This window comes from Acinetobacter sp. SwsAc6 (genome assembly GCF_013391565.1).
In the GTDB taxonomy this organism is placed as follows: Bacteria; Pseudomonadota; Gammaproteobacteria; order Pseudomonadales; family Moraxellaceae; genus Acinetobacter; species Acinetobacter cumulans.
On record NZ_JACAXE010000006.1, the window covers coordinates 87,417 to 107,423 of the forward strand.

Genomic DNA, 20,007 nt, shown 5'->3' on the forward strand with positions numbered 1-20,007 from the left:
CTTCCTTAATTACTTCTTAGATGCTTCGATAAGTTCGATGAAATGATCGAACAATGGTGCGCAGTCATGTGGACCAGGGCTTGCTTCAGGGTGACCTTGGAAACTGAACGCAGGTTTGTCTGTACGATGAATCCCTTGAAGAGTTTGGTCGAACAGTGATTTGTGCGTAGCTTTAAGGTTTGCAGGAAGAGTTTCTGCATCCACTGCGAAGCCGTGGTTTTGCGAAGTAATCATCACTGTGCCAGTTTCAATGTTCTGTACAGGATGGTTGGCACCGTGGTGACCGTGAGGCATTTTCACAGTCTTAGCACCGCTTGCAAGTGCAAGAATTTGGTGACCCAAGCAAATACCAAATACAGGTACGTTGCGAGCGTCTTCTACAATTGTTTTTACAGCTTCAATTGCGTAGTCACATGCAGCTGGATCGCCGGGGCCGTTCGATAAGAACACGCCATCTGGATTCAACGCAAGTACGTCAGCAGCAGGAGTTTGCGCAGGCACGACAGTCAATTTACAACCGCGGTCTGCGAGCATACGCAAGATGTTGGTTTTGACACCGTAATCGTATGCAACAACATGGAATTTAAGTTCAGGCTGAGAAAAGCCTTTGCCAAGTGTCCAAGAGCCTTCAGACCATTCAAAGCCTTCAGGGTCGCAACATTCTTTTGCGAGGTCTAAACCATTTAAACCACCAGAAGCGCGTGCTTTTTCTAATGCTTGTTCTTCAGTGATATTTTCACCAGCAAGAATACAGCCGTTTTGCGCGCCTTTGTCACGTAAGATACGTGTTAATCGTCGGGTATCGATATCCGCAATGGCAACAACATTATGTTCTTTTAAGTAGTCACCTAATGACTGCGTAGATCGGAAGTTGCTATGCAATAAAGGTAGGTCACGAATGATCAATCCGTTGGCCCATACTTTATGAATTCGACCTGACTCAGCGTCTTCATCATTACAACCTGTATTACCGATATGTGGGTAAGTTAGGGTTACAAGTTGTTGTGCATAACTTGGGTCAGTCAAAATTTCTTGATAGCCAGTCATGGCAGTGTTGAAAACGACTTCACCAGTCGTACTACCCGATGCACCAATAGAAGTACCTTTAAAGATAGTTCCGTCGGCAAGGGCTAAAATTGCTGGGGTGCTCAAACCAAAGCTCCTGAAATTTAGGCTGTAAAAAAGCGAGAAGACGAAAAAAAAGGAAGGTTACTTTAAAACCTACCCTCCCTATGTCTGCTCGCTTGAACTTAACACGGCATTATACGCAGGAACCCCTTGAAAGTCCATTCTAAAAGTCGTGAATATATGAGATAAAGCGCTTGCATTTCTTTAAAAAGTTTGTTTTTGCTGTTTGTCAAAAAATGTAAGCAATTAATTATTGTCTGACAAATCATAAATTAAAATTTATCAACAATCGCTAATATGTAGTTTCATGAATAACTATAGGTATAACAATCATGGCAACTCAAGAAAAAGCAAGTACAGAGAAAACGACCCTGAAGGCTATTGCAACAGAGGGTGCTGATAAGCTTGAAAAAGTGGCGAAAGAAGCAACTGAACAAGCTGTAGAGGCAGTTGTAGATAGTAAAGAAAAACTTCAGGAAGAAGCGAAAGTGCTGAGTGCAAATGTGCAAGGTCAACTACAGCAATTGAAACAAGACATTTTGCAAAAAATTGAATTGTTAAAAAGTCATTTTGGTACATCGCAAAAAGATTTCACTGAGTTGAAAACATTTGTCAAAACTGAATTTAATGCTGTATTAGATGATTTATCTAAATTAGGTAAAGAATTGAAAGCAGATGTCTCTGAAATTTCAGGTAAGCACAAAGAGCAAATTACGGAAACGTTTAAGCGCTCAAAAGAGCATACGCTAGAAGCATGGAAAAAAGTGAATCCAGTTAAAGCAGATGCTCAAGATTCAACGTTAAAAAACTAAATATTTCAGCTGAAGTTCACTTGAAAGGGAAATTTACTGAGTAATGAATATACATAAGTAAACTCAAGTGGGTGTTTAGTATAAAAAATGGGTAGGGCAGGGACTGCCCATTTTTTTTGTCTTAATTTGGATTTTTGAATTTAGCCCAGTTGTTGTGTTAGTTCTGAGTTTGGCTATGCGTGCAAAATTTAAGGTAAAACAAATAAAGAAATAAGTTGTCGTTGAATGACGATTAACATGAGTGAAGTATTTGTTATTAAAGCTAAGTTCTAGGCGAAAAAAATGAGGCTAATCGCCTCATTTTTTTGTGCTTTTGATGGACATCAAAATTGATGTAGCCAGTCGCGCTTGTTATGAAAATCTGCTTGTGGGCTACTATGTTGCATTGCGTAATACTGTTCACCTTGTGAGGTTTGGAGTACTGCGCTTAGACCAATATAAAGATTGCTCCACTTTAATTTATGAACCAGCATAAATTCGGTCAGATCAAGACTGACATTTAATCCGTAATGCGTGCGCTTTAATTGGTTCAGCTCAATATCATACGCTGCTTGCGGCGGCATATTTTCCGGATAGCGGTATTCTTCAAACTGATAGGCTTGCCATGCTTCGGAGGGAGAAAGATTGATTTCACGGTAATAGTCTTCACCGTGTACACCAATAAAAATCTCGAAGCAGGTCTGTTCCCATAGAAAGTCACGGCGCGGATTAGATGCAGCAGCTTCTGGCCATTGGATCAGTTGATTGGGGTCACGTATCCAAAAACCTGTGTTTAAGGTAAACGGACTTTGTTGTTCAATTGCACCAACTACAGAAATCGCTTGAAACCGGCGATCAAAGGCACTGAGTTCGAAACTAGCCATACAGGGAGATTAGTTTGACAAATGTGCGTGACGAACAAGATTTGAAAGTTTTGGATTTTGCTTTGGTGCTTTTTTGTAAAGCAATGCAATTTTACCAATTGTTTGTACAACTTCAGCACCAGACACTGCCGCCACTTCAGCAATAAGCGCAGCACGTGCTTCGCGGTCTTCAGCTACAATTTTAACTTTAATCAGTTCGTGGTCGTTAAGCGCGCGGTTTAATTCTTCAGTTACGCCTTCAGATAAGCCTTTGTCGCCAAGCATTACAACAGGATTTAATGCATGACCAATTTGACGTAAGCGTTTACGTTCTTGAATAGATAAAGCCGCCATAAGTATAACCTAAATTTTAAAACGGCTTAGTATAACAAAAGTGAGATTGAAACGCTGTAAATTCTATGCAATTTATCGATGTAATTTATTGGAAAAACATGTGTTGGATAATGATTTATATACACATGCATACTGCAAAAAGTGTGTTTTTCACGTACAATAAAATATTAGAAGTTATTTTTATTTAGAGAGTTATGGCGACGCGCATTACCAACCAAAAGTTATCTAAAAGTAGTCGTGATTGGATGCGAGAGCATTTAGATGATCCTTTTGTGAAAAAAGCACAAAAGGAAGGCTATCGTGCTCGTGCAGCTTACAAGCTTCTAGAAATGCAAGAAAAATATAAGCTTATTAAGCCGGGCATGGTCGTTGTAGACTTAGGTGCTGCACCAGGCAGTTGGTCGCAAATTGCGGGTAAATTGGTTGGTGAAAAAGGCTTAGTTATTGCTTCAGATATTTTGGAAATGGATGCATTGCCCGATGTTACTTTCTTGCAAGGTGACTTCCGTGAGCAAGAAGTGTTCGATAAATTGTTAAATATTTTAAATGGACGCAAAGTTGACGTTGTAATTTCTGATATGGCCCCCAATACATCAGGTAATAAGGCCGTAGATCAGCCACGTCAAATTTATCTTTGTGAGCTTGCGCTTGATTTTGCGAACAAAGTACTTGGTCCAAATGGTCAATTTGTTGTTAAGGTTTTCCAAGGCACAGGTTTTGATGAGTTTCGTAAGCAGATCGTAGACAGTTTTGATGTATTAAAAACTGCTAAACCTGCTGCATCGCGTGCTCGATCTAAAGAAGTATTTTTAGTCGGGCAGGGGCGTAAGAAAGCTTTGAAATAAAGTTTACTTGCCAATGCGTTAAAAATTGTGCATTTTGTACGGTTTACATTATTGCTTGCTGATCTGCAGCGTTAAATTAGGGTCACCCAGTATTGGGCATGATCAAATTAGATTGAAATGGGAATAAAGCTTTGAGCGATCTTTTTAAGAATGCCGTGTTGTGGCTTGTCATACTGGGTGTGCTGGTGCTTATCTTCAGCAACGTCAGTGACCGCAATCAGCCGACAGCGCTGAATTATTCAGAGTTTGTTGCAGCGGTGAATGCTGGTCAAATTAAACGCGTCACTATTGATGGTGAAAGAATCCGTGGTGAAAAATCAAACGGTTCTGAGTTTGAAAGCATTCGCCCAGCGGTTCAAGATCCTGAACTGATGCCGAATTTGATTAAAAATAACGTTGTTGTTGAAGGTACTGCACCTCAGCGTCAAGGTTTATTGATGCAACTTTTAATTGCAAGCTTCCCAGTATTGTTAATCATTTTGTTATTCATGTTCTTTATGCGGAATATGGGTGGCGGTGCTGGTGGCAAAAATGGTCCGATGAGCTTTGGTAAGTCTAAGGCCAAAATGCTGACAGAAGATCAAATTAAAGTAACATTTACCGATGTTGCTGGCTGTGATGAAGCGAAGCAAGAAGTTGTTGAAATTGTTGATTTCTTAAAAGATCCTGCAAAATTTAAACGCTTAGGTGCAACAATTCCTAAAGGCGTGTTGATGGTTGGTCCTCCAGGTACAGGTAAAACTTTACTTGCGAAAGCCATTGCGGGTGAAGCCAAAGTTCCATTCTTTAGTATTTCTGGTTCTGACTTTGTTGAAATGTTCGTGGGTGTGGGTGCGTCTCGTGTACGTGATATGTTCGAACAAGCAAAACGCCATGCACCATGTATCATCTTCATCGATGAGATTGATGCAGTCGGTCGTCATCGTGGTTCGGGTACAGGTGGTGGTCACGATGAGCGTGAACAAACACTGAACCAAATGTTGGTAGAAATGGACGGCTTTGAAGGTAATGAAGGTATTATCGTGATTGCTGCCACTAACCGTGCAGACGTTCTCGATAAAGCTTTACTGCGTCCAGGTCGTTTTGACCGTCAAGTGATGGTGGGCTTACCAGACATTAAAGGCCGTGAACAAATTTTAAATGTTCACTTGAAGAAATTGCCATCAACAACTGGTGTTGACGTTAAAGTATTAGCTCGTGGTACACCAGGATTCTCTGGTGCGCAATTGGCGAACCTTGTAAACGAAGCTGCATTATTTGCTGCTCGTCGTAATAAAAACACTGTCGATATGCATGATTTTGAAGATGCAAAAGACAAGCTTTATATGGGCCCTGAGCGTAAATCGATGGTACTTCGTGAAGAAGAGCGTCGTGCAACGGCTTATCATGAAGCAGGTCATGCAATTGTTGCGGAAATTTTACCAGGTACTGACCCTGTACATAAAGTAACGATCATGCCACGTGGTTGGGCATTGGGTGTGACTTGGCAGTTACCAGAGCATGACCAAACGAGCCATTACAAAGACAAAATGTTGAATGAACTTTCTATTTTGTTTGGTGGTCGTATTGCGGAAGAAGTCTTCATTAATCAAATGTCGACTGGTGCTTCAAATGACTTTGAGCGTGCAACTAAAATGGCACGTGCAATGGTAACGAAGTACGGTATGTCTGATAAATTAGGCGTTATGGTTTACGAAGATGATTCTCAACAGTCGTTTATGGGAAGCATTGGTAGCCGTACGATTTCTGAAGCAACGCAACAACAAGTAGATGCTGAAGTTCGTCGTATTATTGATGAGCAGTACCGTGTAGCTCGCAATATTCTTGAAAACAACATGGATATTGCACATGCAATGGTGAAAGCATTACTTGAGTGGGAAACGATTGATCGCGAACAAATTCGTGACATTATGGAAGGTCGTGAGCCTCAACCACCTAAAGTATATGTAGCAGAAAATCCTGTGATTGATGTTACGCCTACAGATGGTCCAGCTACGCCACCGCCGTTACCTGCAAATTAATGCATTAACTGCGTAAGTTTAAAAAAGAGTCTCAATGAGGCTCTTTTTTGTTTTTGGGTTAGCACAATTGCGCCTTCACATACACAAAATTGATAACATAGTTAGATTCATGTAGGAGATGTTGTATGCGCTTAATGCCTTTACCAAATAAAATCTTAAAGTGTGGCAAATTGACATTAGATCTGTCGACCCCACATGTGATGGGGATTTTAAATGTGACACCAGATTCATTTAGTGATGGCGGGCAACACAATGGTAAAGATGAAGCGGTAGCACGTGCAAAGCAAATGATTGCCGAAGGGGCAACAGTCATTGATGTAGGGGGTGAATCAACCCGACCAGGTGCATCTGTAGTTGCTATCGAAGAAGAAATCCGACGCGTGGTACCAGTAGTAGAGGAATTAGCAAAATTAGGTGTGGTGATCTCAATTGATACCTCTTCACCAGAAGTGATATCTGCAGCTGTAAACGCTGGAGCACATATTTGGAATGATGTACGTGCCTTAACTCGTCCACAAGCATTAGAAACTGCAGCTCGCTTAGACATACCCGTGATTATTATGCACATGCGTGGTGAACCAACCACGATGAATCATTTGGATCAATATAATGATGTGACTACGGATGTCATGGCGGAAATCTCACAGCGTGTACAAGATGCTCTAGATGCAGGTGTAAAAGCTGAAAATATCATGATTGATCCAGGCTTTGGTTTTGCTAAAAATGCCCAGCAGAATTTAAAATTATTAAAAGAGTTATATCAGCTGAATGCACTGGGTTATCCAATTTTGTCAGCGTTGTCGCGTAAACGTTTTATTGGTGAAGCTGTGGGGGCTGTGGATGCAAAAGAGCGTGCAGTTGGATCTGTAGCAGCACATTTGATGAGTATCCAGCAAGGTGCTTGTATGGTGCGCGCGCACGATGTAAAAGCCACTAAAGATGCAATTTTAGTGTGGAATGCTATGCGTTCGGCCGAAGACTAAACATAACATGACACAGGAGGTAAATCTTGTGGTATGAAATTTTAAGCGGTTTCATTTGGCGAAATTTAATCAATATGGTATATAAGCTCGCTTAATGTGTTTGTATTGAGAACCTGTATGTTTGCAGATCTTCTTCTCCCGATGTTTGACGATGATTATTACCCAGATATCTTGGTTGCTGAAGTTAAACAATTGATTGTCCTGTTTGCTAAAAAAGTCGCTAAAGCGAATCTTTCTGAAACTGATATTTATCAATTTGCCAATGAAACAATTTCACTGGTGAATAAGATGAAACCTCAGTTTGAAGATTTGGACTCTTCACTTGATGATACGGCTGCTGATTATATTGCTGAAGCAATGATGATGGCCGTACAAGAGGAAGGGTATATGGATATTGAAATGGAAGAGTTGGTTGCAAATAGAGAGTGGTAAGCCACTCTCTTGTTGTATCTGGCTATTGGATTTTTTAGTGATTGAGTCTTAGGAGTCGCTTAGTAAATTAATCAGTGGTTGGTTGAGGTGAGACGTTCAGAAATCTTTCTGCAATTTTAAGTACTGATAAGTTGTAGCGAACATTTTTATTTCAGTATATACACGTAAATCTAGCTAAAAATTTTATGTCCCAGCATGATTTTTATTAACTGTAATTTATCTGACTTAAGCTTAGAGCTGGGTGCGAATTTCGAGCTTTATTTTTTGATGAGATATTTTTATTAAATTTTAGACATAAAAAAAACCAGCTTAAAGCTGGGTTCTTTATTTGTACCATCGTTTCTATAGGAGAAGGATGGTGCCCGAGGCCAGACTCGAACTGGCACGACTTGAAGGTCGGGGGATTTTAAATCCCCTGTGTCTACCGATTTCACCACTCGGGCATGAGCGCAATAATAGAGGAGCAAATGTAACTTGGCAAGCATAAATAACATTAATTGCTTTATTTTCAAGCAAAACATGAGTTTATGTCTAAAAAAAATCCAAAAATAGCCATTAAGTATGAAAATTAATCAAATATTCATGTGTTTGAGATGAAATTGAAATACGGATTTCTTATTTTGCTTAAAAAAAGGAAATCTTTATGAAACCAATTTTAAATCGACGTGAATTGATTCAGCGTGCATTGGCTGGAGTGAGTGCGGTGTCATTGCCTATTGGTTTAACCGCCTGTGGCAGTGATGATGCATCTGACGCATCTAATACAATTGCATTACAATTTTTGCATGGGGTTGCAAGTGGGGATCCACTCCAAGATAGAGTCATCCTTTGGACGCGGGTAACGGTCGCTGATGTAAATTTACGTTTGGAACTAGATTGGGAAATTGCCACAGACTCCGAATTTAAAAATATACAAAATCGTGGTAAGGCCCAAACCAGCAGTGCAGATGACTTTACCGTGAAAGTAGATGCCGATAAATTAAAAGCCAATCAAAATTATTATTATCGTTTTAAATTTGGTGCTGTCATTTCAGCTGTGGGGCGTACCAAGACTTTAGCTGAGCCGTCTACAGCGCTCGAGCAAGTCCGTTTTGCTGTGTGCTCGTGCTCAAATTATCCAGCGGGTTATTTTCACGTGTATAAAGAAATGGCCACGCTTGATGTCGATGCAGTCTTACATCTAGGCGATTATATTTATGAATATGGCCAAGGTGGCTATGCGACAGAAGATGCTAAAGCATTAGGTCGTGAGTTTGCATCTGACAATAGTCAAGAAATTCTCAACCTCAATGACTACCGTAAACGCTATGCCTTGTATCGTTTAGATCCAGATTTACAAGCTTTACATCAGCGCCATCCTTTTGTTGTTATTTGGGACGATCATGAGCTAAGTAACGATACATGGTTAGATGGTGCAGAAAACCATCAAGCCAATGAAGGCAGTTTTGCCGAACGGAAAGCTGCCGCTTTGCAAGCCTATTTTGAATGGATGCCAATTCGAGCTAAAAGCGCTGAAGATCATTTACATATTTACCGTCAGTTTAATTATGGCAATTTAGTGCAACTAAATATGCTAGATACACGCATACTAGCGCGTAGCGAACAGCTTGATTATGCAAACTATATGACAGCAGTAGGTGGCTTAGAGAGTGCAAAATTTACCTCTGATTTGTATAACAATTCTCGTACTTTAATGGGTGCTGAACAATTCGCATGGTTAAACACGTCGCTTGCTAATTCTCAAGCAAAATGGAATGTACTAGGCCAGCAGGTTTTAATGGCTAAAATGCTGATACCCGCAGAAGTATTAACTATTTTAGCAAAAGTGCAAAGTGGTGTGGCTGGTGCTACAGAGCTAGCAGCAATTAAGCAGATGATTACAGAATTATCTGCAATTAAAATCCAGTATTTAACAGATCCATCTAAATTGACAACACAGCAATTGACACGGATTCAAACGGTATTGCCTTATAATTTAGATGCTTGGGATGGCTATGCCTATGAGCGTGAAGCGTTGTATGGCATGTTACAAAAGCTGAAAAAGCAAGTGGTGGTATTGGCTGGAGATACACACAATGCTTGGTATTCGACCTTGTATGCACAAAATGGCCAGCAAGCAGGTCTAGAGTTGGCAACCAGTTCTGTGTCATCTCCAGGGATGGAAAAATATTTGCAAATTAGCCCAACAGATTTACACAGCTTTGAGCAAGCATTTGCTTTATTGATTGATGAATTGCAATATTGTAATTTGAGTCAACGTGGTTATTTACTTGTAGAGTTTAAGCAAACTGCTGTAAATGCAAATTGGGTTTTTGTTGATACGGTAAAAAATAAAAACTACCAAATAGACTCAACAACAGCGAAAGCCGTATCTTTCGACTCAAACTTCAAAACTGTTGTGACGGTTGCAAATAGTGCTTAGACAGTTGTAAAGAGCACTTAGATGTTAAAACTAAAAACTGGGCATGTTGCCCAGTTTTTTATTTGCTCATTTCTTCTAAATAAGCATCGATATCAATATGTTTAATGCTTTTACATAGTTTATGTTCAAAATGTAGGGTTTCTAAATGTAAGTCCTGCATTTGTTTTAGTTGTTGTGTAAGGGTAGTGTACTGAGCAGATTGGCTTTTGCAAAAGCGCAAACGGAGTTTGGTTTTTAATATCTGCTTATAGGTCCAATAATTGACGCGACGTATTTCTTGTAAGCAAAAATAACCAGTAGTTTCACAATCTGAACGGAATAAATTTTCTTTGTAAAATTTAACAAAGCCAAAGCTTAGCGCAAAGAAAAACAGCAAAGCTTGTAAAAAAGAACTTTCGATATAAGCAATATTGATAGCTTGTATAATAATCAGCACAGTGAGCTTAATGGGGGTATGGCGCACTTGCTTATACAATGAAATTGAGCTGTGCTTCATTTGCTTAATAATCAGTGGGCATATCAGCATAAAAAAAAGCATGATAGCAAGTACAGCAAGGCCTTCAGCGCGAAACTCACTCCAATTGGGTAATGTCTTTTGCAAAAAATCTCCGAGTACCATGCTACTCGAAACAAAAATCATAGCTGCCAATAACCATGGCAAAAGCTCTTTGATTTCATCAATTAAGCCTTTGGTTTTAATGAGGCTATAAAATAGAAAATTACGCTTAAAGGCTGCAGGATACTGTGATTTTAATTGTTCTAGATACTGTAAAGCCTGTGGAATTTTAAGCATGGAAAGAATAAACGATTTAAAGACGCTTCAATATAAAACAATTTTTACACGGATGAGCAATTTTTTATTCGCCAATTGAATTATCTAGGCTAAAAAGCAAAATGCAATGAAAGATATTTCCCTTTTTATAAGCTGAATATGAGAAAATACTGCTTTAAGAATTTTTGTAAAGGCAGTGTATGGCTGGTCAATCTCCTGAATCTTTAAGCGATATCGAAATTTTAGATATTTTAACATCGATGAAAAGTGATGTTTTAAATACTGAGGCTGCGCAAATTATCCGTAATGGGGGTAAAGCAGGCCGTCAAGAATCGCATAAGCAGGCATTGGTCGCACTCAACCAGTCTTTTGAAGATAAATTTGTTGAAGCGGTAACTTTGGCTTTAAATCTTAATGAAGCACAAAGTAAAAAAATTCGTTATAAAAAAGACCGTATCCGTATTTTAAAAGTACGTGGTATTGATTATATGGCTGTAGATGGTGCTGAAACAGCTCAGGTGTTGTCACAAGTTGCTCAAGCTATTCTGCGTGAAGACGCAACAGTAACGCATGATTTGCATAATATTTTCCCATTCTGGAAAGAAGGCTGGCCAATGGTTCAGTTTGATAATGCCTATGCTATTTTAGAAGATGATATTTCAATTCATTATCAAGCACTTTTGGATGCGTTAATCAGTAAACACTGATATGTATGTAGCCACAAAAAAAGCGCCTTTTGGCGCTTTTTTTGTGGTTATTTTTGAATAATGTACAGAATATATCGCGTTTAGCTAATGGATGAATAAAACGGGAACATGCCAAAAACTAAGCCAGATACCAGCATAACCAAACAAGTGATAATGGCCCAAAGAATCGTAAAGCGTTGATGTTGACCAAATTCAATCCCTGCTAAGCCACAGAGTAAATAAGTTGAAGGAACCAGCGGCGAAAGTAGGTGTACGGGTTGCCCGACAATGGATGCACGTGCCATTTCGACAGGTTCAATACCATAGTGCATGGCAGCATCAGATAAAATTGACAGTACCCCATAATAAAATGCATCATTCGACATAAAAAAGGTCATAGGCATACTAATGACCGCTGTAATAGGTGCTAAGTAGGGGCCCATGCTGGTTGGAATAATGGCGACCAATTCTTTAGACATTGCTTCGACCATACCTGTACCAGCCAAAATGCCAGTAAAAATGCCTGCAGCAAAAATAATCCCTACGACATTAAGCGCACTTCCTGCATGGTGTGCGACCAATTGTTTTTGCATCTCAATTTGGCGGTAATTAACTACCAGTGCAATACATAATGCCACCATAAATAAAATAGGCATAGGTAGTACATTCATGACTAAACAAACCATGAGTGCAACAGTAAGCAAGCCATTAAACCAACGTAGATGTGCACGATTTGCTTCGGGATTTGTCGAAATTTGGATATTGTCGCCATGGCTAATATCGAGTTCTATAACGCCTAAGCGTTTACGTTCCATACGGCCATACATATAACCTAAGAAATACACCCAAGCTATTGCAAACAGCATGGGTAAAACCATCGGAATGAAGACATCGCTAGGATCAACATGTAAAGCACTGGCTGCACGTGCGGTAGGACCACCCCACGGTGTTAAGTTCATAATGCCACTCGAGAGCATCATCAGGCAGGCCATAATTAGTGGGCTCATATCGAGACGACGATACAAGGGAAGCATGGCTGCCACACAAATCATATAAGTTGTTGAGCCATCACCATCTAGCGACACAATAATAGTAAGGGTAATGGTACCTAAGACAACTTTGAGCGGATCACCTTTAACCAAACGTAAAATAAACTTAACTGAGGGATCAAATAATCCTGTATCAATCATAATGGCAAAATACAGAATCGCGAATAACAGCATAATCCCCGTTGGCGCTAATTTTTTAACGCCTTCAAGCATCATTTCGCCAATTTCATGAATTTGAATATGAGCAAGGCTGTCGAAATAAAAACCCATTAACCATGCAAGAAGTGCAAACAATAGGGGAATTAGGGTGAGTGCGACGAGTGGACTCATTCGGCGAGACATAATCAAATACATAAAGCAGATGATCATGCCAAGGCCAAGTAGCGTTAACATGGTTTTTCAATCCTTTGAGTTTTTATTCATGAGGGCTTTCAAAGCGTTCATGGAGGATATAAAAAAAACAACAGGGGCAAAACTATGTAATTAAAATGTGAATTTCATCATTATTTTTTGAAAAAATAAAATTAATAAAACAAAAGCTTAGTTGATTGAAAAATCATGTGATTGAGGCTGTGGAATTTTATAATGTAAGTCATTGTAATTTAAATAAACACAACCATAAGTGCTTTGATGTAGTTTGGTAACTAAGATGGATGATGTTGTGGCTACATAAAGCATCTTAATAGCTAATCATGCAGCCAAAAACGAAAGATAAAGCGAATAGGAAACATAAACAGACGCCACCAAAAGATGAGTGGATCAAAGAGCATTGAATCCCAGCCCATTTGCATCGTTTGGTCGTAATTTCTGCGCTTTCGACTGTTATGACTTGGAACGACTAACCAAGAACAAATAAATAGGATTACCGCAAAAATTAAATATAAGGGTTGGGGCTGAACCGCAAAAAAGCGGTAAATTAAATACACTGCAGAATAAAAACTAAAGCAGGCGATTAAAGCATGTATCGACATGAGGTAAATCCGTTATTTTTTATTGTTTTGTCTTTTATGGTTGAAGTTGTAGGGCACGCTTGTGCCCTACATTCAATCGTTTATTTAACTTGTTGCTTCTTCAGGTGGTACTTCAGATTGCTCTAATAAGCGCGTTACCAGTAATTGGTCAATTTTAAAATGATCGACATCGACCACTTCGAATTTATAACCACCATAAATGACTGCATCAGCAGGGCGTGGAATTTTGCGAAGCTTATACATCATAAAGCCCGCTAAGGTTTCATAATTGTCTGTATCTGGCATTTCATCAATCGCTAGCGCATGCATCATGTCTTCAATTGGTGTACTACCTTCAATCAGCCATGAATTATTATCACGTTTAATAATTTGCTGATCTTCCTCAATCGGCGTAACCCAATCACCCATTACAGTAATCATGATATCTGACAAGGTAATCACACCAACAACCAGTGCATATTCATTAATAACGACGGCAAATTTCTCTTTGGTCGAGCGGAAACGGTCGAGTAATTCAGACAGTGTGAGCGTGTCTGGAATGGTGAGTACATTACGAATGGTATTTTCGTTTAATTGTAAAAGTGATTGATTGTTGAGGATACGGACCAAAATATCTTTGGCATCCACATAACCAATTACGTCATCAATATTTTCGCTGCAGACTAAAAATTTAGAATAGGGATATTCCGCCAGCTTTTGACGAATACTGGCTTCAGATTCTTTTAGGGTGAAATACACCACGTTTTCACGTGTGGTCATACTTGAAGGGACATTACGTTCTTCAAGTTCAAATACATTTTCAATGAAATGATGTTCTTGTTTTTGCAGTACGCCTGCTTGTGCACCAGCATCCATCACCGCTGAAATATCGTCAAAGGTAATATTATCGTCGCGGGTGGTGTTCACTTTAAATAAGCGGAACAGCATATTGGCTATGGCATTGATAAACCATGCCAATGGTTTGCAGACCACAATAAACACTTGAATGGGATTAATGACCGACACCGCAATTTTTTCGGGTGCAATCATGGCCAAGCGTTTTGGCATGAGGTCTGCAAATAAAATAAATAAAGAAGTAACTAATGTGAAAGACAAGGCAAAGCTAATACTTTCCGTCCACGGGCCATGATAAAAGCGTGCAACCATGTCATAGAAATAAGGGCGAAATGCGCCTTCCCCCAAAATACCGCCGAGAATTGCGACTGCATTTAGGCCAATTTGCGAGGCAGCAAAGAAATCTGCTGAATTTTCTTGTAAATCGAGCACTTTCTGAGCACGTTCATCGCCAGATTCTGCCAAGATTTTTAATTTAACTTTACGTGCACCAGCAAGGGCGATTTCAGTTAAAGATAAAAAACCAGCTCCCGCAATAAGGATGACGATGATTAGGATGTTTTGGAAGAGGCTCACTGAGGCACCTGTGGATCATCATTATTTTGAATATTTTTAACATAAAAAAACTCAAGGAGATCAATTTAATGATTTCCTTGAGTTCTAGTATAAGCTTAAAAAAGAAGAATTTATGAAAATTTATGTTTAATAATGAGAAAATTGAGAGTTATTCATTAAAAATTCACGGTTTTCTTCTTCAATCATTTGGCGTGCAACATACAAAATAAGCTGACGTAACCAGCGATGTGCAGGGTGATGATGTAATAAAGGACACCAAGCCATTTTTAATTCAAATTCTGGAATATAAAATGGTGGGTCTTTAATCAGTAAGTTTTGGCTTTTTGCTTGAAGGCGCGCAATACGTGTCGGTAGGGTCGCAACTAAATCAACATTGGAAGCCAATAGCCCAGGCATTTGATAATGACGTGTAAATACAGAAATTTTACGCTTTTGGCCAATACGTTCTAAGGCTTGGTCAATCCAACCTAAGCCTGCTTGCTTTTCTGGATTGACACCAAAGCCAACGCCCATACCTGTTTTAGATACCCAGATATGTTGAGCATCTAAATAGCTTTTTAAATTGAGGTTATTGGCTGCGGGGTGTTTACCATTGAGTAGGCAAGAAAAACTGTCACGCCAAACCAGAACTTGGTGGAAACTTTGCGGTATTTCATTAAAACGGTTAATTGCAAGATCGACCTTACCTTGTTCCATATCACGATAAGACACATCACTTGGCGTTAAAAAGTCGAGTACGACATTTGGTGCTTCTGAGCGGAGTGCTTTGACTAAGCGAGGTACTAAAGTCGCTTCGGCATAGTCAGAGGTCATAATGCGAAAAACGCGATTAGAGGTATAAGGTCGGAATTCGGTACGCGGTTCCAAAATCATTGAGAGATCAGAAAGTGCATCGCGAATACGCGGTTGTAATTCTAAGGCACGTTCTGTCGGTGTCATACCTTCAGAAGAACGAATCAAAAGCGGATCATTAAATAAATTACGTAGACGACGTAAAATATTACTCATTGCAGGTTGGGTTACGCCTAATTGTTCTGCAGCACGCGTTACATTTTTTTCACGAAGTAGCACGTCAAGGTAAATGAGTAGATTAAGATCGACACGCTCCAGATTCATAAAATAAATACCGAAAATAAAATCATGAAATTATTTTGATTATGCCATAAGCCATCCGCCTTGTGTAATAAACTGATGAAAAAAAAGACGTCCAATTGCAGGCTAAAAAATACAGTTAGCCTAATAAATTCAACTGTTCCGCGAGGGCATGAGCGCTACATAGCGTCTTAAAGAAGATAAAAATTCGCATTCACATGTGAATATGAACAGGAATATTTAATACTTATTTTTACTGATGAAATTAGCATTTAAAAGCTAAAAACAAACCGCTCAGTTAAGTTAAAAAGTGTTGTGATATTGATCAGTTTTGCCAATTTTTAGTAAAAATTCACATTTTTAAAGTCTTTCAAGACTTAAGTCTAATGAATAAAAAGAAAACAACTTGGGTGAAAAATAAACTAAAAATAAATAACATAAATTATTTAAAAACAACAACTTATATAATTTTGGTTAAAATATATTTAGACTTTGATCTACCCATTTTTTAAATAAATATCGAAAATTAATACAGAATATTGGATTAATTTTATTGGCCAATCTAATCTAAGTTCATCGAAACGAAGCGCTCTAAATCTGAACAATAAATTGAGGGTATGATTTTAGCCATTCGTTTGGGAAATCCTAATATTATTACAGGAAAATATCATGACTACATATTTATCAGCGATTGATGCAATCCGCGAATTAAAAGCAAAATTCGGTGCAACATGGCGCGACATCAGCCCAGAAGATGCTGCACGCATGCAACTGCAAAACCGTTTCAAAACTGGTTTAGACATCGCGAAATACACAGCTGCAATTATGCGTCGTGATATGGCTGCATACGATGCAGACTCTAGCAAATACACTCAATCACTAGGTTGCTGGCACGGTTTCATCGCACAGCAAAAAATGATTGCGAACAAAAAATACTTCGGTACTACAGAACGTCGCTACATCTACCTTTCTGGTTGGATGATTGCTGCGCTTCGTTCAGAATTTGGTCCACTTCCTGACCAATCTATGCACGAAAAAACTTCAGTACCTGCATTGATCGAAGAAATCTACACTTTCCTTCGTCAAGCTGACGCTAAAGAATTAAACGACTTGTTCCGTGCGCTTAAAAAAGCAAACGAAGCTGGTGATACTGCTAAAGCTGCTGAAATCACTGCTCAAATCGACGGTTTCCAAACTCACGTTGTGCCAATTATTGCGGACATCGACGCTGGTTTCGGTAACGAAGAAGCAACTTACTTACTAGCTAAGAAAATGATCGAAGCGGGTGCTTGTGCACTTCAAATCGAAAACCAAGTATCTGATGCTAAACAATGTGGTCACCAAGCTGGTAAAGTAACAGTTCCACACGAAGACTTCATCGCGAAAATCCACGCTCTTCGCTATGCATTCTTAGAAATGGGTCTTGACGACGGTATCATCGTTGCACGTACTGACTCTGAAGGCGCTGACTTGACTCAAAAAATCCCAGTGGTTAAAGAGCCAGGCGACATCGCTTCTCAATACATCAGCTACTTAGATACTACTGAAATCGACATTTCAGAAGCTCAAGAAGACGAAATCCTAATCAAGCGTAACGGTAAACTTCACCGTCCAAAACGTCTTGCTTCTGGCTTGTACCAATTCCGTCCAGACACGCAAATCGACCGCGTTGTACTTGACTGTGTATCTAGCCTTCAAAACGGTGCTGACCTTCTTTGGATCGAAACTGCAACGCCAAACGTTGAAGAAATCGCTCACATGGTTAACCGTGTTAAAGAAACAGTTCCAAATGCTAAGCTTGTTTACAACAACTCGCCTTCATTCAACTGGACTTTAAACTTCCGTCAACAAGCTTACGACCGTTGGGTTGCTGAAGGTAAAGACGTTTCTGCTTACGACCGCGCTAAACTAATGAGCGCTGAGTACGATGCTACTGAATTAGCTGCTGATGCTGACGAAAAAGTACGTACATTCCAAGCAGATGCTTCTCGTGAAGCTGGTGTGTTCCATCACTTGATCACACTTCCGACTTACCACACAGCTGCTCTTTCTACTCACGAGCTTGCTCAAGGTTACTTCGGTTCTGAAGGTATGTTGGCTTATGTTGCTGGCGTACAGCGTAAAGAAATCCGTGGCGGTATCGCTTGTGTTAAACACCAAGCAATGGCTGGTTCGGACATCGGTGATGACCACAAAGAGATCTTCTCTGGTGACAACGCTCTTAAAGCGCACGATGATGCTAAAAACACAATGAACCAATTCGCTGCTCACTAAGCACTGAACTGATTCGAAAAAACCCAGCATAAGCTGGGTTTTTTTATTCCTATTACTTAGTTATTTAAGTCAAAAATATATACATAAAAAAAGCAGGCTTTGGCCCGCTTTTTATTGATTATTCGCATTAGTCTTGCACTATATTTATAGAGTATTTAGCTTTGATTTGGCCAAAGAATAATGAGCCAAGTAAAGAAAATAATGGCTAATGCGACAAATTGTGCAGCACTGCCCATATCTTTGGCATTTTTAGAAAGGGGGTGTTTATCTAAAGAAACCCGATCTACAACAGCTTCAATTGCAGAGTTAAATAACTCAACAATAAGTGCAAACAAGCAGACCGCAATCATCAGGGCATGTTCTATGCGACTCACCTGAAGAAAACAGCTGATTGGAATAAGGATCGCATTTATCAACACGATTTGTCGAAATGCGGCTTCATTTTGAAATGCGGCTTTAAAACCAGCGATAGAATATTGAGTTGCGTTTAAAATACGCTTAACGCCAGTTTTGCCTTTGTATGGGGAATAGCTACTCATGTGTCATGGTGAAAGTTTTATATTTCATTCATTTTATGAGGCATAACTTAAATGTGACTGAAAATTGAGTAAGACAATTACACTAAAACACATGCTTTTAGCAGTAAATTTAAAATTTAATGTGATTAAAGTCAGTTTAAGACTTAAAAAATGCATAAAAATCAGGCAAAATTGCCGCACAAAATTCCTATAACGACATTGAATAATAAGATTACTACTTCAGTTTAGATTGAGGTAGCGTTTTGATAAGGCAGTACCATGAAAAATAATATATTCCTCATCCTATTGGCTTGTTTGACTTTTCAGGCCAATGCCACCGAAGTGCAACCTACAACAGCGACAGTCGTCAATGAAGCACTGACTGAGCAAGGTTATTTTGCATTTAACTTTGGTGAATATAAAGTGATTGCGCTACGTGATGGCTCGATTGATCTAAAAGGAAGTTTGTTTAATAAAAATCTGAGCCCAGAAGAGGTACAACAAGTTTTTGCAAAAGCCAACTTGTCTCAATCCCAGTATTTGCCTACCAGTGTCAATGCGTTTTTAATTGATGATCGTCACGGTAATTTAACCCTTGTAGATAATGGTGCAGGGAGTTGTATGGGCGATAAACTCGGTGCGATGGCCACGAATATTCAGGCAGCAGGTTATAAACTATCGCATATTAATAGCATAATGCTGACGCATTTACATTTAGATCATGTATGTGGTTTGACGCAAAATAATGTCGCTGTTTTTCCACTCGCGACGGTATATGTGAGTGAGCCCGAGCTTGCTTTTTGGTCGGCAGAGCAAGTTCCGCAAAGTGTTGCAGAAGACAAGCGAGCAAATTATCAAGCTACAGCAGCGCAAATTAAGGCGGTATTGGCACCTTATCAGTTGTCTAAAAGTTTAAGGACATTTAAAGCAGGTTCAGATATTAATGGCATAGAGGTTATACAAAGCGCTGGACATACACCTGGGCATTATTCTTATTTGTTAAAGAGCCAAAATAAGGCATTGGTCTTTGTTGGTGATATTGTCCATTCGCATACTTTACAGTTTATTGAACCTAAACTTTCGGTTGATTTTGATACTGATCCTGTACAGGCCAGTCACACACGTGAGTCATTATTTGCACAGTATGCACAGGCTCATACTTGGATTGCTGCACCGCATTTGCCTTTTCCTGGGGTGGGTGAAATTGTAGAACTTAGTACTGGTCATTATGAGTGGAAGCCTTTAGGCTCACCTGCAACACCTGCAACACCTGCAACACCTGCAACACCTGCAACACCTGCAACACCTGCAACACCTGCAACACCTGCAACACCTGCAACACCTGCAACACCTGCAACACCTGCAACACCTGCAACACCTGCAACACCTGCAACAC

The 20,007-nt window shown here is 39.5% G+C and carries 17 protein-coding genes and 1 tRNA gene; 9 read left to right on the forward strand and 9 right to left on the reverse strand.

Translation table 11 applies throughout. The features are described from left to right. Positions 1-9: 9 nt before the first annotated feature. Positions 10-1,152, reverse strand: coding sequence for a glutamine-hydrolyzing carbamoyl-phosphate synthase small subunit (gene carA / locus HYG93_RS06235; RefSeq protein WP_178962067.1), 1,143 nt, complete (start codon positions 1,150-1,152; stop codon positions 10-12). A gap of 308 nt (positions 1,153-1,460) precedes the next feature. On the opposite strand from carA, the gene HYG93_RS06240 reads away from it, so the two are divergent. Next, positions 1,461-1,940 carry a hypothetical protein gene (locus HYG93_RS06240; RefSeq protein ID WP_178962068.1) on the forward strand — a complete coding sequence of 160 codons (480 nt, stop codon included), beginning with the start codon at positions 1,461-1,463 and terminating at the stop codon, positions 1,938-1,940. A 323-nt stretch (positions 1,941-2,263) separates the two neighbouring features. On the opposite strand, the gene HYG93_RS06245 is transcribed toward HYG93_RS06240, so the two are convergent. Both HYG93_RS06245 and HYG93_RS06250 read right to left on the reverse strand, forming a co-directional pair. Next, on the reverse strand, positions 2,264-2,803 hold the full coding sequence (locus HYG93_RS06245) for a DOMON-like domain-containing protein (protein WP_178962069.1): 540 nt from the start codon (positions 2,801-2,803) through the stop codon (positions 2,264-2,266). Between the two features lie 9 nt (positions 2,804-2,812). After that, on the reverse strand, positions 2,813-3,136 hold the full coding sequence (locus HYG93_RS06250) for a YhbY family RNA-binding protein (protein WP_106984538.1): 324 nt from the start codon (positions 3,134-3,136) through the stop codon (positions 2,813-2,815). Between the two features lie 194 nt (positions 3,137-3,330). Between HYG93_RS06250 and rlmE the strand changes: the two genes are divergently transcribed. The 4 genes from rlmE to HYG93_RS06270 all read left to right on the forward strand — a co-directional run bounded on the left by rlmE (position 3,331) and on the right by HYG93_RS06270 (position 7,417). After that, on the forward strand, positions 3,331-3,981 hold the full coding sequence (rlmE, locus tag HYG93_RS06255; protein WP_106984539.1) for a 23S rRNA (uridine(2552)-2'-O)-methyltransferase RlmE: 651 nt from the start codon (positions 3,331-3,333) through the stop codon (positions 3,979-3,981). A 131-nt stretch (positions 3,982-4,112) separates the two neighbouring features. Beyond that, the gene (gene ftsH, locus HYG93_RS06260) at positions 4,113-6,002 is read left to right on the forward strand and encodes an ATP-dependent zinc metalloprotease FtsH (protein ID WP_120363778.1); all 1,890 of its coding nucleotides are present in this window, start codon (positions 4,113-4,115) and stop codon (positions 6,000-6,002) included. Positions 6,003-6,127: 125 nt separating this feature from the next. Beyond that, on the forward strand, positions 6,128-6,985 hold the full coding sequence (folP, locus tag HYG93_RS06265) for a dihydropteroate synthase (RefSeq protein WP_178962070.1): 858 nt from the start codon (positions 6,128-6,130) through the stop codon (positions 6,983-6,985). A gap of 117 nt (positions 6,986-7,102) precedes the next feature. After that, on the forward strand, positions 7,103-7,417 hold the full coding sequence (locus HYG93_RS06270) for a DUF5713 family protein (RefSeq protein ID WP_106984542.1): 315 nt from the start codon (positions 7,103-7,105) through the stop codon (positions 7,415-7,417). A gap of 356 nt (positions 7,418-7,773) precedes the next feature. On the opposite strand, the gene HYG93_RS06275 is transcribed toward HYG93_RS06270, so the two are convergent. Further along, a tRNA-Leu gene (locus HYG93_RS06275) sits at positions 7,774-7,860 on the reverse strand. A 200-nt stretch (positions 7,861-8,060) separates the two neighbouring features. Here HYG93_RS06275 and HYG93_RS06280 point away from each other — a divergent pair. Then, positions 8,061-9,839, forward strand: coding sequence for an alkaline phosphatase (locus HYG93_RS06280; protein ID WP_178962072.1), 1,779 nt, complete (start codon positions 8,061-8,063; stop codon positions 9,837-9,839). A 58-nt stretch (positions 9,840-9,897) separates the two neighbouring features. On the opposite strand, the gene HYG93_RS06285 is transcribed toward HYG93_RS06280, so the two are convergent. Further along, positions 9,898-10,632 carry a hypothetical protein gene (locus HYG93_RS06285; protein WP_106984544.1) on the reverse strand — a complete coding sequence of 245 codons (735 nt, stop codon included), beginning with the start codon at positions 10,630-10,632 and terminating at the stop codon, positions 9,898-9,900. A gap of 179 nt (positions 10,633-10,811) precedes the next feature. On the opposite strand from HYG93_RS06285, the gene HYG93_RS06290 reads away from it, so the two are divergent. Then, entirely contained in the window at positions 10,812-11,318 is a 507-nt protein-coding gene (locus HYG93_RS06290; RefSeq protein WP_106984545.1) for a hypothetical protein, read from the forward strand. Between the two features lie 80 nt (positions 11,319-11,398). Here HYG93_RS06290 and HYG93_RS06295 read toward each other — a convergent pair whose 3' ends face one another. From HYG93_RS06295 to HYG93_RS06305, 3 genes are all read right to left on the reverse strand, one after another. After that, positions 11,399-12,739 carry a CitMHS family transporter gene (locus HYG93_RS06295; protein ID WP_120363776.1) on the reverse strand — a complete coding sequence of 447 codons (1,341 nt, stop codon included), beginning with the start codon at positions 12,737-12,739 and terminating at the stop codon, positions 11,399-11,401. A gap of 662 nt (positions 12,740-13,401) precedes the next feature. Beyond that, positions 13,402-14,727 (reverse strand): hemolysin family protein, encoded by a 1,326-nt coding sequence (locus tag HYG93_RS06300; RefSeq protein ID WP_120363775.1) that lies wholly within the window; start codon positions 14,725-14,727, stop codon positions 13,402-13,404. 126 nt (positions 14,728-14,853) lie between these two features. Beyond that, positions 14,854-15,843: a LysR family transcriptional regulator gene (locus tag HYG93_RS06305; RefSeq protein ID WP_106984549.1), complete on the reverse strand. Its 990-nt coding sequence runs from the start codon at positions 15,841-15,843 to the stop codon at positions 14,854-14,856. A 645-nt stretch (positions 15,844-16,488) separates the two neighbouring features. Between HYG93_RS06305 and HYG93_RS06310 the strand changes: the two genes are divergently transcribed. Then, positions 16,489-18,093, forward strand: coding sequence for an isocitrate lyase (locus HYG93_RS06310; protein ID WP_178962074.1), 1,605 nt, complete (start codon positions 16,489-16,491; stop codon positions 18,091-18,093). A 155-nt stretch (positions 18,094-18,248) separates the two neighbouring features. Here HYG93_RS06310 and HYG93_RS06315 read toward each other — a convergent pair whose 3' ends face one another. Further along, complete coding sequence (locus HYG93_RS06315; RefSeq protein WP_120363774.1) at positions 18,249-18,632, reverse strand: diacylglycerol kinase; 384 nt, start codon at positions 18,630-18,632, stop codon at positions 18,249-18,251. Positions 18,633-18,890: 258 nt separating this feature from the next. Here HYG93_RS06315 and HYG93_RS06320 point away from each other — a divergent pair. After that, positions 18,891-20,007, forward strand: a 1,117-nt coding sequence (locus HYG93_RS06320) for an MBL fold metallo-hydrolase (RefSeq protein ID WP_218646782.1), incomplete at its 3' end; no start/stop codon positions are given.

What these genes read in the sequence shown, in the direction of transcription:
- HYG93_RS06240 (WP_178962068.1), top strand. Translation starts at nt 1,461, where the DNA reads ATGGCAACTCAAGAAAAAGCAAGTACAGAGAAAACGACCCTGAAGGCT.
- HYG93_RS06245 (WP_178962069.1), bottom strand. Translation starts at nt 2,803, where the DNA reads ATGGCTAGTTTCGAACTCAGTGCCTTTGATCGCCGGTTTCAAGCGATT.
- HYG93_RS06250 (WP_106984538.1), bottom strand. Translation starts at nt 3,136, where the DNA reads ATGGCGGCTTTATCTATTCAAGAACGTAAACGCTTACGTCAAATTGGT.
- rlmE (WP_106984539.1), top strand. Translation starts at nt 3,331, where the DNA reads ATGGCGACGCGCATTACCAACCAAAAGTTATCTAAAAGTAGTCGTGAT.
- folP (WP_178962070.1), top strand. Translation starts at nt 6,128, where the DNA reads ATGCGCTTAATGCCTTTACCAAATAAAATCTTAAAGTGTGGCAAATTG.
- HYG93_RS06270 (WP_106984542.1), top strand. Translation starts at nt 7,103, where the DNA reads ATGTTTGCAGATCTTCTTCTCCCGATGTTTGACGATGATTATTACCCA.
- HYG93_RS06280 (WP_178962072.1), top strand. Translation starts at nt 8,061, where the DNA reads ATGAAACCAATTTTAAATCGACGTGAATTGATTCAGCGTGCATTGGCT.
- HYG93_RS06285 (WP_106984544.1), bottom strand. Translation starts at nt 10,632, where the DNA reads ATGCTTAAAATTCCACAGGCTTTACAGTATCTAGAACAATTAAAATCA.
- HYG93_RS06290 (WP_106984545.1), top strand. Translation starts at nt 10,812, where the DNA reads ATGGCTGGTCAATCTCCTGAATCTTTAAGCGATATCGAAATTTTAGAT.
- HYG93_RS06295 (WP_120363776.1), bottom strand. Translation starts at nt 12,739, where the DNA reads ATGTTAACGCTACTTGGCCTTGGCATGATCATCTGCTTTATGTATTTG.
- HYG93_RS06305 (WP_106984549.1), bottom strand. Translation starts at nt 15,843, where the DNA reads ATGAATCTGGAGCGTGTCGATCTTAATCTACTCATTTACCTTGACGTG.
- HYG93_RS06310 (WP_178962074.1), top strand. Translation starts at nt 16,489, where the DNA reads ATGACTACATATTTATCAGCGATTGATGCAATCCGCGAATTAAAAGCA.
- HYG93_RS06315 (WP_120363774.1), bottom strand. Translation starts at nt 18,632, where the DNA reads ATGAGTAGCTATTCCCCATACAAAGGCAAAACTGGCGTTAAGCGTATT.